13 protein-coding genes are annotated in these 12,651 nt (G+C 63.0%); 7 read left to right on the top strand and 6 right to left on the bottom strand.

Features of this window, described 5'->3' with window-relative positions; all coding sequences use genetic code 11:
* The first annotated feature begins 174 nt into the window (after positions 1-174).
* The 3 genes from JOH52_RS13250 (at position 175) to JOH52_RS13240 (ending at position 4,122) form a co-directional block, all read left to right on the top strand.
* Positions 175-996 carry a cyclase family protein gene (locus tag JOH52_RS13250; protein WP_003534956.1) on the top strand — a complete coding sequence of 274 codons (822 nt, stop codon included), beginning with the start codon at positions 175-177 and terminating at the stop codon, positions 994-996.
* Positions 997-1,012: 16 nt separating this feature from the next.
* Positions 1,013-1,423, top strand: coding sequence for a carboxymuconolactone decarboxylase family protein (locus JOH52_RS13245; RefSeq protein ID WP_003534958.1), 411 nt, complete (start codon positions 1,013-1,015; stop codon positions 1,421-1,423).
* Positions 1,424-1,548: 125 nt separating this feature from the next.
* On the top strand, positions 1,549-4,122 hold the full coding sequence (locus JOH52_RS13240; protein WP_010969723.1) for an ATP-dependent helicase: 2,574 nt from the start codon (positions 1,549-1,551) through the stop codon (positions 4,120-4,122).
* 49 nt (positions 4,123-4,171) lie between these two features.
* Here the strand turns inward: JOH52_RS13240 and JOH52_RS13235 are convergent, their stop codons facing one another.
* A complete protein-coding gene (locus JOH52_RS13235; RefSeq protein ID WP_010969724.1) occupies positions 4,172-4,633 on the bottom strand; it encodes a GNAT family N-acetyltransferase in 462 nt (153 codons plus the stop codon).
* Between the two features lie 36 nt (positions 4,634-4,669).
* On the bottom strand, positions 4,670-5,380 hold the full coding sequence (locus JOH52_RS13230; protein WP_010969725.1) for a phosphoribosyltransferase: 711 nt from the start codon (positions 5,378-5,380) through the stop codon (positions 4,670-4,672).
* Between the two features lie 122 nt (positions 5,381-5,502).
* Here JOH52_RS13230 and JOH52_RS13225 point away from each other — a divergent pair, with 122 nt between their 5' ends.
* Together JOH52_RS13225 and JOH52_RS13220 are read left to right on the top strand one after the other, a co-directional pair.
* On the top strand, positions 5,503-6,783 hold the full coding sequence (locus JOH52_RS13225; protein WP_010969726.1) for a GGDEF domain-containing protein: 1,281 nt from the start codon (positions 5,503-5,505) through the stop codon (positions 6,781-6,783).
* Positions 6,784-6,886: 103 nt separating this feature from the next.
* Entirely contained in the window at positions 6,887-7,384 is a 498-nt protein-coding gene (locus JOH52_RS13220) for a CreA family protein (protein WP_014529322.1), read from the top strand.
* Positions 7,385-7,564: 180 nt separating this feature from the next.
* Here JOH52_RS13220 and JOH52_RS13215 read toward each other — a convergent pair whose 3' ends face one another.
* The 4 genes from JOH52_RS13215 to JOH52_RS13200 form a co-directional block, all read right to left on the bottom strand.
* A complete protein-coding gene (locus tag JOH52_RS13215) occupies positions 7,565-7,924 on the bottom strand; it encodes a hypothetical protein (protein ID WP_003536241.1) in 360 nt (119 codons plus the stop codon).
* A 249-nt stretch (positions 7,925-8,173) separates the two neighbouring features.
* Positions 8,174-8,563: a hypothetical protein gene (locus JOH52_RS13210; RefSeq protein WP_010969729.1), complete on the bottom strand. Its 390-nt coding sequence runs from the start codon at positions 8,561-8,563 to the stop codon at positions 8,174-8,176.
* Between the two features lie 362 nt (positions 8,564-8,925).
* The gene (locus JOH52_RS13205) at positions 8,926-9,390 is read right to left on the bottom strand and encodes a chemotaxis protein CheW (RefSeq protein WP_003536237.1); all 465 of its coding nucleotides are present in this window, start codon (positions 9,388-9,390) and stop codon (positions 8,926-8,928) included.
* Between the two features lie 2 nt (positions 9,391-9,392).
* Positions 9,393-11,462, bottom strand: a complete 2,070-nt coding sequence (locus tag JOH52_RS13200) for a methyl-accepting chemotaxis protein (protein ID WP_014526938.1) — start codon at positions 11,460-11,462, stop codon at positions 9,393-9,395.
* A gap of 250 nt (positions 11,463-11,712) precedes the next feature.
* Here JOH52_RS13200 and JOH52_RS13195 point away from each other — a divergent pair, with 250 nt between their 5' ends.
* Complete coding sequence (locus JOH52_RS13195) at positions 11,713-11,871, top strand: hypothetical protein (protein WP_010969731.1); 159 nt, start codon at positions 11,713-11,715, stop codon at positions 11,869-11,871.
* A 147-nt stretch (positions 11,872-12,018) separates the two neighbouring features.
* Positions 12,019-12,618, top strand: a complete 600-nt coding sequence (locus JOH52_RS13190; protein ID WP_003536231.1) for an SCO family protein — start codon at positions 12,019-12,021, stop codon at positions 12,616-12,618.
* Positions 12,619-12,651 lie beyond the last annotated feature (33 nt).

Here is a 12,651-nt window from a genome sequence, read left to right as displayed (position 1 = left end):
TTACGCAATTGTAACAAAAGCGATTTTGGTGGCGGCATGATGGCGCTTGCGCCCGTCCTGAAACGCACACGCCGGCGGTGAGGCGGCGGCATGTTTACAGCTTGCGTGGCTCGGTTATTCTGTTCGTCGCCGGCGGCTGTTTCGGGCCGGCTCTCGACACGAAGGGAGACGGCAATGTGCGATGCATGCGTCATCGAATCGGTCAAGCAGCGGATGGTGTCGCGGCGCGGTTTGCTCCGTGCGGCCGCGGTCGGTACGGCAGGCATTGCCGCCGCCGGCATGGGAATCGTACCTCCGGCGCTTGCCGCCGGCCACGGCAGCGTCACCGATCTCACCCATGAACTTCATGAGGAGTTTCCGACCTTCTTCGGCCAGCAGCAATTCTTCCGGGAGCAGAAGTTCAAATATGCCGAACACAAGTTCAACCTGTTCGAACTTCGGGTGAACGAGCACACCGGTACTCATGTCGACGCGCCGCTGCACTTCTCCGCCGACGGCCTTTCGGTGGCGGAGCTGCCCCTCGACAAGCTGATCGTGCCGCTCTGCGTCGTCGACATCCGCGAGAAGGCGGCCGCCGATCCGGATGCGCAGCTGACGCCGGACGACATCAAAGCGTGGATCGCCGCCAACGGGGACATTCCCGAGAACGCCTGCGTCGCCATGCTGTCGGGCTGGTCGGATCATCTCGGCAGCGACAAGTTCCGCAATGCCGACACGGCTGGAAAGATGCATTTCCCCGGCTTTCACGTCGAAGCAGCCAAGTTCCTGATCGAGGACACGAGGGCAGCCGGCATTGCCGTCGATACGCTCTCGCTCGACCACGGCATCTCACCCGATTTCGCCGCCCACTACGCCTGGCTGCCGGAAGGCCGCTGGGGGCTCGAGGCGGCCGCCAATCTCGACAAGCTGCCGGCGAAGGGCGCGACGCTGGTCCTCGGCGCGCCCAAGCACCGCGGCGGCACCGGCGGCCCGGCCCGCGTCTTCGCTCTCGTTTGAAACGCATGGAGCAAGCATGAGCACTGTTGCGCCGCCATCCGGTCCCGAATCCGACCCACGCGTCAAGGCCGTCTTCGACGACATCCGCGCGACCCGGAAATCGGACTTCATCAACAATATGTGGCTCTGGCTCGCCTTCGACCCCGATCTGCTGGAGCGGACCTGGGCGGAGGTCAAGGCGGTGATGGCGACGCCTTCGCCGCTCGACCCACTGGTGAAGGAGATGCTCTATATCGCCGTTTCCGTGACCAATGGCTGCGGCTACTGCATTCATTCCCATACCGCCGCCGCCAGGGCCAAGGGAATGACGGACGCCGAGCACGCGGATCTCCTGCGCGTCATTTCGCTTGCCGCCAAGACCAACCAGCTCGCGACGGCCCTGCAGGTGCCGGTCGATCCGGTGTTCGACGCGTCCGGCAGAACATAAAATGTCGGCATGCCGGCCTGAAAACATCAGTCTTTCCACAGGCCTGCCCGGGTGGGTGAAGGTTTCGGAATAAAAGAAGAACATCCTTTCTGGCCTTTCGGTCCCGAATCACTACATTGGGCCGCATGACCAAAGGTTTTGACGATATTCCCTTTTTCGACGAGGAGCCCGCGCCGCGGAAACCCGCGGCCGCCGACGGCGGCATCGCCGCGCGCGCCATGGCCGCCCGCGACAAGGCCCAGCGACCGGACTATGTCTCCGGGCTCAATCCGGAGCAACGGGAGGCAGTCGAGGCGCTGGAAGGTCCGGTACTCGTGCTCGCCGGCGCCGGCACCGGCAAGACGCGCGTTCTGACGACGCGGATCGCCCATATCCTTTCGACCGGCCGCGCCTATCCCTCGCAGATCCTCGCCGTCACCTTCACCAACAAGGCGGCGCGGGAAATGAAGGAGCGCATCGGCGTGCTCGTCGGCCACGCCGTCGAAGGCATGCCCTGGCTCGGCACCTTCCACTCGATCGGGGTCAAGCTCCTCCGCCGCCATGCCGAGCTGGTGGGCCTGCGGTCCGACTTCACCATCCTCGACACCGACGACGTCGTTCGCCTCATCAAGCAGCTCATCCAGGCGGAGGGTCTCGACGACAAGCGCTGGCCGGCCAAGCAGTTCGCCGGCATGATCGACACCTGGAAGAACAAGGGCCTGGACCCGTCGCAAATCCCGGAAGGCGATGCCCGCGCTTTTGCCAACGGCAAGGGCCGCGAGCTCTATGCCGCCTACCAGAACCGGCTGCTGACCCTGAATGCCTGCGATTTCGGCGACCTGCTGCTGCATCCGATCCGCATGTTCCGCGCCAATCCGGACGTGCTGAAGGAGTATCACGCCAAGTTCCGTTACATCCTCGTCGACGAGTACCAGGACACCAACACGGCGCAATATATGTGGCTGAGGCTGCTGGCCCAGCAGACGCAAGCGTCGCGAAATCGCCCCTCATCCGGCCTGCCGGCCACCTTCTCCCCGTCCGACGGGGAGAAGGGACAAGCGGCGCGTTCGCAATCCCCCCTCTCCCCGTCAGAACGGGGAGAGGGCCGGGGTGAGGGGCAACCCACCGTCAACATCTGCTGCGTCGGCGACGACGACCAGTCGATCTACGGCTGGCGCGGCGCCGAGGTGGACAACATTCTCCGCTTCGAGAAGGATTTCCCCGGCGCCAAGGTCATCAAGCTGGAGCGCAACTACCGCTCGACCGAGCATATCCTCGGCGCGGCGGCGCATCTGATTGCCCATAACGAGGGCCGGCTCGGCAAGACGCTCTTTACCGAGCGCACGAATCCCGACGACGAGAAGGTGCATGTTCATGCCGCCTGGGACTCCGAGGAGGAGGCTCGCGCGATCGGCGAAGAGATCGAGCAGCTCCAGCGCAAGAAGCACAATCTGAACGACATATCGATCCTCGTGCGCGCCTCTTTCCAGATGCGCGAATTCGAAGACCGCTTCGTCACGCTCGGCCTCAACTATCGCGTCATCGGCGGCCCTCGCTTCTATGAGCGGCTCGAAATCCGCGATGCCATGGCCTATTTCCGCCTCGTCTGCCAGCCCGCCGACGACCTCGCCTTCGAGCGGATCGTCAACACGCCGAAGCGCGGCCTCGGCGAGACGACCGTCCGCACCCTGCACGACTATGCCCGGGCCCGCGACATCCCGATGCTGGCCGCGGCAAGCGACATCGTCGAGACGGACGAATTGAAGCCGAAGGCTCGCAAGGGCCTCTTCGACGTCGTCGCCGATTTCCGCCGCTGGCAGACATTGCTCGAAACGACGCCGCACACCGAACTTGCAGAGCGGATCCTCGACGAGAGCGGCTATACCGCCATGTGGCAGGCCGACAAATCGGCGGAAGCGCCCGGGCGCCTCGAAAACCTGAAGGAGCTCATTCGTTCGATGGAAGCCTTCGAGTCCATGCGCGGCTTTCTCGAGCACGTCGCGCTGGTGATGGACGCCGAGCAGAACGAGAATATGGATGCCGTCTCCATCATGACGCTGCATTCGGCCAAGGGGCTGGAATTCGACACCGTCTTCCTGCCGGGGTGGGAGGAAGGGCTCTTCCCGCATCAGCGCGCCCTGGATGAAGGCGGCCGCGCAGGTCTGGAGGAGGAGCGCCGCCTCGCCTATGTCGGCATCACCCGTGCCAAGCGCCGCTGTCATATCTGGTTCGTTTCGAACCGCCGCATCCACGGCCTCTGGCAATCGACGCTTCCCTCGCGCTTCCTCGACGAGTTGCCGATCGCTCATGTGGAAGTGGCCGAACAGGAGGTCTCCTATGGCGGTTACGGTCGCGGCGGTTACGGCCAGTCGCGCTTCGACAAGGCCGATCCCTTCGAGAACAATTACCAGACGCCCGGCTGGAAACGCGCCCAGCAGCACCGGTCGGAGGCCACCCGAGACAACTGGGGCACCCGCTCCGGCCACGCCATCGAACGCATCGGTTACGGCGAATCGGGCCCCCGCACCCGCACCATCGAAGGCGAGCTCGTCGCCAAGTCGACGAGCGCCGAGCCCTCCCGCTTCAATGTCGGCGACCGGGTCTTCCACATCAAGTTCGGCAACGGCAACATCGCGGCGATCGAGGGCAACAAGCTGACGATCGATTTCGACCGCGCCGGGCAGAAGCGCGTGCTGGATGGGTTCGTAGAACGGGTGTGAGCACTTCCGGGAAAACCGTGCAGCGGTTTTCCGCTCTACCTTGTCGGCCTCAAAACATCTTTCGATACATAACGAAGCCCGACTTCTCGGCCACCTTGTCGTAGAGCTGCATCGCCGTGTAGTTGGTCTCGTGGGTCAGCCAATAGACACGCGGCGACCCCACGCGTTTCGCCGCTTCGTAGACTCCGTTGATGAGCGCCCGGCCGACTCCCTTGCCGCGGGCGGCCTCATCGGTGAAAAGGTCCTGCAGATAGCAATTCGGCTGGATCGACGTCGTGCTGCGGTGAAAAATGTAGTGCGTCAGTCCGATGAGCCGCCCCTCGCTTTCGGCGACCAGCGCATGCATCGGCTCATAGGCATCGAAGAAGCGGGACCAGGTCATCCGGGTGATGTCGGGATGGAGCGCGGTTTCGCCGGCTCGGCCGTAAAAGGCGTTGTAGCCGTCCCAAAGCGGCAGCCACTGCTCATAGTCGAGGCGCGTTACCGGGCGTATGGCAAGATAGTCGGACATTCTCAATCCTCGTTCGCAAGTTCAGGCGCATTACAACTATCTTTGCCCGAAGCCTGTGTCACCGCCCCTCGCCTGCCTCAACAGCGCGATCACCTCGGCATCCGTGGTCTGCTCGAAATCGTCGTAATAGATGCTGACGGCATGGAAAGGGGTGGGGCTGGCGAGACAGACGAGCCGGTCCACGTCGTCCCCCAGGCTTGCGATCGCGCTCTTCGGGGCGACCGGCACGGCGAGCATTAGTGCCGCGGCACCTGCCTGCCGCAGGGCTTTCGCCGCAGCTTTGGCCGTTCCGCCCGTGGCAATGCCGTCGTCGACAATGATGACATTGCGACCGCTTGGAGAAATTCGCGCCTGGTCGCCCAGATAGAGGACGCGGCGTCGCGCGAGTTCGAGCCTTTGCCGCTCGGTCTCCGCCTGAACGTACTTCTCGGAAGGGTTCGCGATACGCATTGCCTCGGCATTGAGCACGACCTGCGGTTCGTCGCTGTCGACCAGCGCTCCGAGACCGAATTCGGGATGACCCGGTGCGCCGATCTTGCGAACGATGAGGAGCTCGAGGGACGCGCCGAGAGTTCTTGCCACCTCGAAGGCGACCGGTACGCCGCCGCGCGGCAAGGCCATCACGAGCGGGTCGGCGAAGTCCGCTTTCTCGGTGAGATGCGCTTCGATGACGCGAGCAAGCCTTCGACCCGCATCGGCCCTGTCTGCAAAGGGTATGTCTGCAAAGGATATGCCTTCCTGGGCCATGACACCGCTCCCTGAAAAGCTCTGCGACCGATCGCCACAACTATGGAGAGAGTGATCGCTCAAATTGCAGCGAATTTCGCCAGCTTTCGTTAATGCGCCATCGTTACCAATGGCCTCGCATAATGGCTGAAACGCAAGCCGCACTTTATTTTAGCACGACAGGCCGTTTCGAAATGAGCTTTCTCTCCGCCATACCGGTCATCGCACTTCTTGCCATGCTACCCGTTCTCCTTTCTCTGCGGCCGGTTGCCGGTGTTCGGGAGTTCTCCGCCAGTTGCGCACTCTCGGCAGCGTCGGCAGGCGCCTTGACGGTTGCGGCGGCGTTGCAGGCGCCGGTCGCCGCAATGTTCGGCTATGCGGGTCTCGCCGTTTCCCTGTTTTTCGTCCTCCAGGGCCTCCGCCGGTTCCTCGCATTGTCGATTCCGGCCTCGCTTTGTCTGGTGCTCGCGTTCTCGAGCGGCGTGCTCGGCTTCATCATCGCTCTCGGCGGCCACGACAGCCCGGCCGCCGGCATGATCGTCGTTGCGGGCGTTGTCGCAGCTCTACTTCTCGTCCTTGGTCTGGCCGCAGCCGACCGCTGGCCGGGCGAAAAGCCGGCGATCCAGGTCGTTGTCGTCGGCTCCGCCGCCGTGGTTTTCACCGCCCTTGCCCATGCCCTCGGCCCATCGGCGCACGTCTTGCCGGGACCGGCGGGCTCGCCCGCTTCGAGCCTGTTCGATTTCCTGCTCGTCACCATGCGGGTGCTGTGCCTTCCCCTCCTCTTCCTGGCCATGATCCTCACGATGCAGGCCCGGGTCATCGCCGGATTGAGGGCCATGATCGCACGCGACGGCTTGACCGGTGCGCTGTCACGCGGGACGCTCATGGAAGAGGGCGAGCGGATCTTCGCCGAGTGCGTGGCACGCCAGGAGCCGGCTGCCTTCCTGCTGCTCGACCTCGATTTCTTCAAACAAATCAACGATCAGTATGGGCACGCCTGCGGCGACATGGCGCTCGCGCATTTTGCCGATACCGTCTCGGCTTTCCTCGCCGGACGGGGCGTCCTCGGACGGATCGGTGGCGAGGAATTCGGCATCGTCCTGCCGGACCACACGGAAGAGCAGGCAAGGGCGCTTGCGGAGGATATCTGCCGCGTGGTGCGTGAGACGCCGGCCGGCCGCTCGCATCAGCGCATCCGTCTGACCGTGAGCATCGGGATCGCCGCCGCCATTGCGGGCGAGACGATTACCGACGTGATGATACGCGCCGACCTTGCTCTCTACGACTCAAAGGCGGATGGTCGCGACCGTTGCTCGGTAGCAAGGGATCGCCGCATCGACGCCAGCGCCCGCGCCCTTGCGGCAGCCGCCGCGCAATTGCGCGAAGCCCGTGCCGCCCGGTCGGAACTGCGCCACTCGGCGTGACTTCTCGCACGATGGATCCTGCATATCGACGGGTCTGGCGGCCGGTGCTTGCATTGCAGCATCCGCTGCCTATCTGAACGGTGCAGTTCATTGGAGGATACTCATGTTGCGCCGCATCCGTGCCTTGCTTGTCGCCGGCCTCACCGTCTCGGCCGCGGCGGTTTCGCCGGTCCACGCCGAAACCGTTGGCCAGGTCGGGGTCGACTGGCTCGGCAACGACATCAAGATCGATGCCGTAAGCGACCCGAAGGTGACCGGGGTTACCTGCCACGTCACCTATTTCGATCGCAGCGTCATCGACCGCCTGAAGAACGGCAACTGGCTCGAGGATCCGTCGAACAACTCCATCGCCTGCCGCCAGACCGGCCCCATCGCCATCGATGATATCGACCTGTCGAAGGAGGGAGAGGAAGTCTTCCGTTCCGGACTGTCTCTCATCTGGAAGAACCTGCTGGTGACCCGCATCTACGACAAGGCCAACGACACGCTGATCTATCTGGCGCATTCGAGGCAGTTGACCGACGGATCGGCCAAGATGTCGATCACCACGGTCCCGCTCTATGGCCAATCGGTCACCTGGAAGAATGGGCGGCCGGAATAATCGATCCGGCGAACGCAGCAGATCAAGACGGCCGGAAGGGGAGTACGGGTTTTCCGCACTCCCCTTCCGAGCTACAGTGCGCGCTTCCTGCGAGACTAAGGTCTGCCGCATTTTACGCCGCATACATCGTCTCTTGAGCTGGTGCGCCTCGAGGAAACATGCAGTAGCTGATTTCGCGCCTTACGGTTTAGGCGGCACAATGCCCCGATAGTAGTCGCCCTCACCCGGGTCGTATCTCTCCTGGTAGGTACCGCTTGGAGACATCATACGGCCGCCGTCGATACTCCCCGTTGCAGTCGGGTCGACCGAAGACGGAGGCAGGTTACGCGACGCCGGCATGCGTACCTGGTTCTGGGTTCCCGGAGGGTGGTTCGGGTCGAGGCCCTGATAATAGCTGTCCGCAAAGGCTGGCACCGCGGCACCGACCAAGGCGGATGACAGGACAAATGCAGCAAATGATGTTTTCAGAGAAACTCTCATGGCATTAACTCCTATGTCCGTTAGGCATCCCACCTCCCAATGGATGCTACTGTTCAGCATACGAGCCTCCTACGGATGCTGCGGTTACCAAGATAACACCCGGCACCGGTCGAAAGCGTTTGACGATTTGTCACTTTTGCTCATCCAAGAGTGATGCTCATTACATAACTGTAACTTGACCGCCCCCCCCCACCACCGGGGCGGCATCGTGGCGCGTCCTTGGACTGAAAGAGCATACAGCGGCGGACCATCGCCTCTGAAGGCGATGGTCCGCGAAAGCGCAATGCGCTCGAAGGCAACTAAAAATGTTTAGGGACGGGGAGCCGGAGGCGAGATGCCTTGATAATAGTCGCCGTCGCCGGGGCCCTGATACTCGTTCGTATAGTGTTCACGTACCCGGCCAGGCGCGTTGGTCGCTCGGCTTCCCGGCGCCGGTTCCATGTAGATGCTGCCGGTCGGCGCCGGATCGACATAGACGCTGCCCGTCGGTGCGGGATCGACATAGACGCTGCCGGTCGGGGCAGGATCGACATAATAGGGACGTGCCGGCACCATTACCGCCCCTCTGTTCTGGGTGCCCGGAGGATTATGCGGGTCGATGCCCGGATAGTAACTGTCTGCAAAGGCCGGCACGGCGACGCCGGCAAGCGCCGATGAGAGGGCAAATGCAGCGAGCGATGTTCTGAAAGAAACTTTCATGGCGTTGCTCCTGTCTGTTTCCACATCAGCTTCCAAACGCGGAGGCTGTAATCACCAGCAGAGGGCTTCTCGCCAAATGCTGCCTGTTCATAACTCGTTTCGCGTGCAGGGGTTCCTTGCGCGCGACCGGTACGTTTTCACATTTGCTCGCTCCGCCGTGATGCCGACCGCCGTGCAGTAGCCGCCGAGCGTCTGCCGGCTCATGCGAAAAGGCCCGCTTTCGCGGGCCTTTGCAGAAACCGTGCGTGGCGATCCTCGGGGCGGAATGAGGAAAGTGGGTGCGGCTTTCCGCCCGCATCCCGCGCTAACTTCTTCGAATCGATCACGTTCGTGAGGTCGATCCGACCTGAAAACATCGTGATCTAGGCCGCCTGCGCCAGTTCCTCGGCGATGACGGTGTCGAGATTGAGGAAGCAGACCATGGATTTTTCAAGCGCGACGATGCCGCGGCAGAAGGCGCGCTGGGCTTCCGGGATGATTTCCGGCGCGGGCTGCAGGTCTTCGCTTCGGATCGTCATCATATCGGAGACCTGCTCGACCAGCAGTCCGACGAGCTTGCCGTTGATGTCGGTGACGATGATGGCGGAGCGCTCCGACGGCTCGGTCATCTTCATGCCGAGACGACAGGCCATGTCGATGACCGGGATCACCGCGCCACGCAGGTTGATGAGGCCGAGAACATAGGGCGGCGTGTGCGGCATCGGTGTCACCGGTGCCCAACCGCGGATTTCCCGGATTGCCATGATGTCGATGCAGAATTCCTGTTCGCCCAGGTGAAAGGAGACGATTTCGAGATAGGCGCCTGACTGCTTGATTGCGTTGCTCATGATCAAAACTCTTCCCAATTTTCACCGGACGCCGTTACCGACGGCGTTGATCCCGGCCTGTTACCGAATGCGCCAGCCAGTTTTCCCATCAACGCCTTTGCTGGAGATGGAGCTGGACGCGTGGATGATTGCGCGGCCGCGGGCTTGCGAAGCGACACGGGCGCGGCAGCAGTCGCTGTTGCCGCCCGCGCCGGAGCGCTTGCCGTCGCCGAGCCTGCCCTGCCCGGCGGCTGGATCGCCGCCGTGCGGATCGCCGTCTCGCGCGCCTGCCCGTGGCGGAATTGCCCGACGATCTCGCTGAGTTTCTCGGCATCCTGCGCAAGCGTATGGCTCGCCGCATTGGTCTGCTCGACCATTGCGGCATTCTGCTGCGTCATCTGATCGAGTTGAGCGACAGCGGTATTGATTTCGCGAAGGCCCGTCGATTGCTCGCGCGCCGCCATGACGATCGAGCTCATATGTTCGTTGATGCAGGCCACCTTGGCACCGATGCGGCCGAGCGCGTCGCCGGTCTCCTGAACCAGCCTGACGCCGGTCTTGACTTCATTGCCCGAGCGGCTCACCAGAGCCTTGATATCCTTCGCGGCACCGGCAGCGCGCTGGGCGAGCTCCCTCACCTCCTGGGCAACGACGGCAAAGCCCTTGCCGGCCTCTCCCGCCCGCGCGGCCTCGACCCCGGCATTGAGCGCCAGCAGATTGGTCTGGAACGCAATCTCGTCGATCACGTCGATGATCTTGCCGATCTCGCTGGAAGCGCCCTCGATGCGGGCCATGGCGGCGATCGCCTCGCCGACGATGCGCCCGGACTCCTCCGCATTGATGCGTGTCTCGTCGACCATGTGGCTCGCCTCTTCGGCGCGCTCGGTCGCTGTCTTCACCGTGACGGTGATTTCCTCGAGCGCGGCCGACGTCTGCTCCAGCGACGCGGCCTGTTTTTCCGTCCGCCGCGCCAGATCATCGGCAGCGCTGCGCATCTGCCGCCCGTTCGATTCGATCGAGGCGGTATTCTCCTTGACACTCGAAAGGACCTGGCTCAGCCGTTCCACCGTGTCGTTGAAGTCACGGCGCAACGCATCGAGCCCGCCATCGAAAGGCTCGCGGATCGCAACCGCCAGATTGCCGTCTGCAAGCTGATTGAGCGCTCCGCCGAGGGCTTCGACTGCGGTGTTGATCAGTCCGATCGCCTGCTCGCGCTCCGTCTCGTGACGCTCGCGTTCCGTCTCGGTTTCCTGCCGGCTCGCCCTGGCCCTTTCCTTGAGCGCGCGTTTCTCGATTGCCGAGACCCGGAAAAGCTCCACCGAACGTGCCATCTCGCCGATTTCGTCGCCGCGGTCGAGCCCCGCCGCTTCAGCCGTGAGATCGCCCGAATGTATCCGCCGCATGCTGTCGCGCAGACCGAGGATGCCCCGGCGCAAGACGTTCCCATGGAACCAGATCAGGCCGATCAGGGTCGCCATTGCCAGCAAACAGGCGGCTGCCTGGAGCATGAGCGCATGCTCACCACTGGTGCGGACATCTGCGATGCGCCCCGCGGCCAGGCTGGCTGCGGCATCGGCCAATTGCGCAAGCGATGCGCCCACGCGCTCGCCTGCGGCGTCGATGACATCGTCGATGCGGGCGAATTCCTCGGCTGGCGCTCCGGCCTCCACGAGCGCTTTCAGGTCCTGCTCGACGGCCTTGCGCAGTTGGGCCATATCCGATTCGAAACCGGCAAGAACTTCCGGCTTGCCGATAAGACGCGCGAGCGCTTCGAGATCGGCTTGCCTGCCCTCGATGACCTCGAGCGAGGATCCGATCTGGGCCGCACGTTCCGGCTGTATCCGGCGTTCGCCGCGGTCGACGATGGTGTCCATTGCCGCAAGCACGAGCTCCAGGCGGGCAAGGCGCATTTCCTCGAGCGTTCCCATGCCGCGCTGAGCGATAACCGCCTTGTCGAGTGCCTCTTGCGAGCCGCCTTGCTCATAAAGGCCGACGGCGAGAACGGAACCGAAACCTAGAAAGGCTGCGCCCGCAAGCGTCGCAAGGCGTAGGCTGACGGAAAGCTTTCCCTTGGCGGATGGAACGGTGTTCATCGATATGGCAGTCCATAGCTGGACCCGCCGGCGGCAGGCGGGGTCCTCCGTTGCGATCGATGCGGAAAACCGGGCTCGATCAACCGGATGACCTCATGTCATATCGAAGTGGTGCACTTCTCCGCGTCGGCGGACAGTGGCAAACAGACCTTAAACAATCGCTAAAACACTGCCCGCGACTTTGCGGAAGTTCGCGCGTTTCGACCGCTGCTGCCCTTTTCCTTCCGTCTCACGGTGCTATGATCGCTTCATGCGCACGGATACCAAGAAGTCGCTCTCTCCCCTGATCTTCGCCCTCGCCACCGGCGTGCTCGCGCTCGTCTTCCTGCTCGCCTTCAAAGGCTGGATCGCGAATGGCGCCGACATTTTCCTGTCGCTGGCGCAAGCCGGTCTCGCCTGGTGCATCTGAGACGCACCGCCTCAAGCGAACCTGCGGCAATTGTCCCCTTTGCACCCGTGTGTCCGACGCGGTATCAACGCTCTACATTCCTGACGGCCCGACGGCGCCGCGCGTCTGTCTCAGATGCGTCGGGGCAGCAACAGACTGGTGGCAATGATGAAATCCATACGCATCGTTCTCTGGGTAGCCATTCTCGTCATGGTGGCCGTCCTCGGCTGGCTGACCTTCGACATGACCCAGCCGAAGCAGCAGGCCGCATCCGGCCCCTTCGGCGTGCCCTTTACCCTTGTCGCCCAGAATGGCGAGCAGATCACCGAGAAGGCGTTCACCGGCAAGCCGACGGCGCTCTTCTTCGGCTTCACCCATTGCCCGGAAGTTTGCCCGACCACGCTGTTCGAACTCAACGGCTGGCTCGATAAGGTCGATCCCGAGGGCAACAAGCTGCAGGCCTACTTCATCACCGTCGATCCCGAGCGCGATACACCCGAAGTGCTCGGCCAGTATGTTTCAAACGTGTCCAAGCGCATCACCGGCATCTCCGGTCCGCCCGACAAGGTGCTGGAAATGGTCAAGGGTTACCGCGTCTATTACAAGAAAGTCCCCACCGACGAGGCAAAGCCGGACGGCGACTACACGATGGATCATACCGCCTCTGTCTTCCTGCTCGACGCCAACGGCCAGTTCAGCGGAACGATCGCCTATGGCGAAAACCCGGAAACGGCCGTCAAGAAGCTGGAAAACCTCACGCGCGGCTAACAATGTTTGCCCGTGTATCCTGCGGGCGCCGGT

Source organism: Sinorhizobium meliloti, assembly GCF_017876815.1.
In the GTDB taxonomy this organism is placed as follows: Bacteria; Pseudomonadota; Alphaproteobacteria; order Rhizobiales; family Rhizobiaceae; genus Sinorhizobium; species Sinorhizobium meliloti.
Note: the sequence above shows the minus strand (reverse complement) of the source record. Positions and strands in the feature narration are given on the sequence as shown.

What these genes read in the sequence shown, in the direction of transcription:
- JOH52_RS13235 (WP_010969724.1), bottom strand. Translation starts at nt 4,633, where the DNA reads ATGTCCGACTATCTTGCCATACGCCCGGTAACGCGCCTCGACTATGAG.
- JOH52_RS13210 (WP_010969729.1), bottom strand. Translation starts at nt 8,563, where the DNA reads ATGAAAGTTTCTTTCAGAACATCGCTCGCTGCATTTGCCCTCTCATCG.
- JOH52_RS13200 (WP_014526938.1), bottom strand. Translation starts at nt 11,462, where the DNA reads ATGAACACCGTTCCATCCGCCAAGGGAAAGCTTTCCGTCAGCCTACGC.
- JOH52_RS13220 (WP_014529322.1), top strand. Translation starts at nt 6,887, where the DNA reads ATGTTGCGCCGCATCCGTGCCTTGCTTGTCGCCGGCCTCACCGTCTCG.
- JOH52_RS13195 (WP_010969731.1), top strand. Translation starts at nt 11,713, where the DNA reads ATGCGCACGGATACCAAGAAGTCGCTCTCTCCCCTGATCTTCGCCCTC.
- JOH52_RS13245 (WP_003534958.1), top strand. Translation starts at nt 1,013, where the DNA reads ATGAGCACTGTTGCGCCGCCATCCGGTCCCGAATCCGACCCACGCGTC.
- JOH52_RS13225 (WP_010969726.1), top strand. Translation starts at nt 5,503, where the DNA reads ATGGCTGAAACGCAAGCCGCACTTTATTTTAGCACGACAGGCCGTTTC.
- JOH52_RS13215 (WP_003536241.1), bottom strand. Translation starts at nt 7,924, where the DNA reads ATGCTGAACAGTAGCATCCATTGGGAGGTGGGATGCCTAACGGACATA.
- JOH52_RS13190 (WP_003536231.1), top strand. Translation starts at nt 12,019, where the DNA reads ATGAAATCCATACGCATCGTTCTCTGGGTAGCCATTCTCGTCATGGTG.
- JOH52_RS13240 (WP_010969723.1), top strand. Translation starts at nt 1,549, where the DNA reads ATGACCAAAGGTTTTGACGATATTCCCTTTTTCGACGAGGAGCCCGCG.
- JOH52_RS13250 (WP_003534956.1), top strand. Translation starts at nt 175, where the DNA reads ATGTGCGATGCATGCGTCATCGAATCGGTCAAGCAGCGGATGGTGTCG.
- JOH52_RS13205 (WP_003536237.1), bottom strand. Translation starts at nt 9,390, where the DNA reads ATGAGCAACGCAATCAAGCAGTCAGGCGCCTATCTCGAAATCGTCTCC.
- JOH52_RS13230 (WP_010969725.1), bottom strand. Translation starts at nt 5,380, where the DNA reads ATGGCCCAGGAAGGCATATCCTTTGCAGACATACCCTTTGCAGACAGG.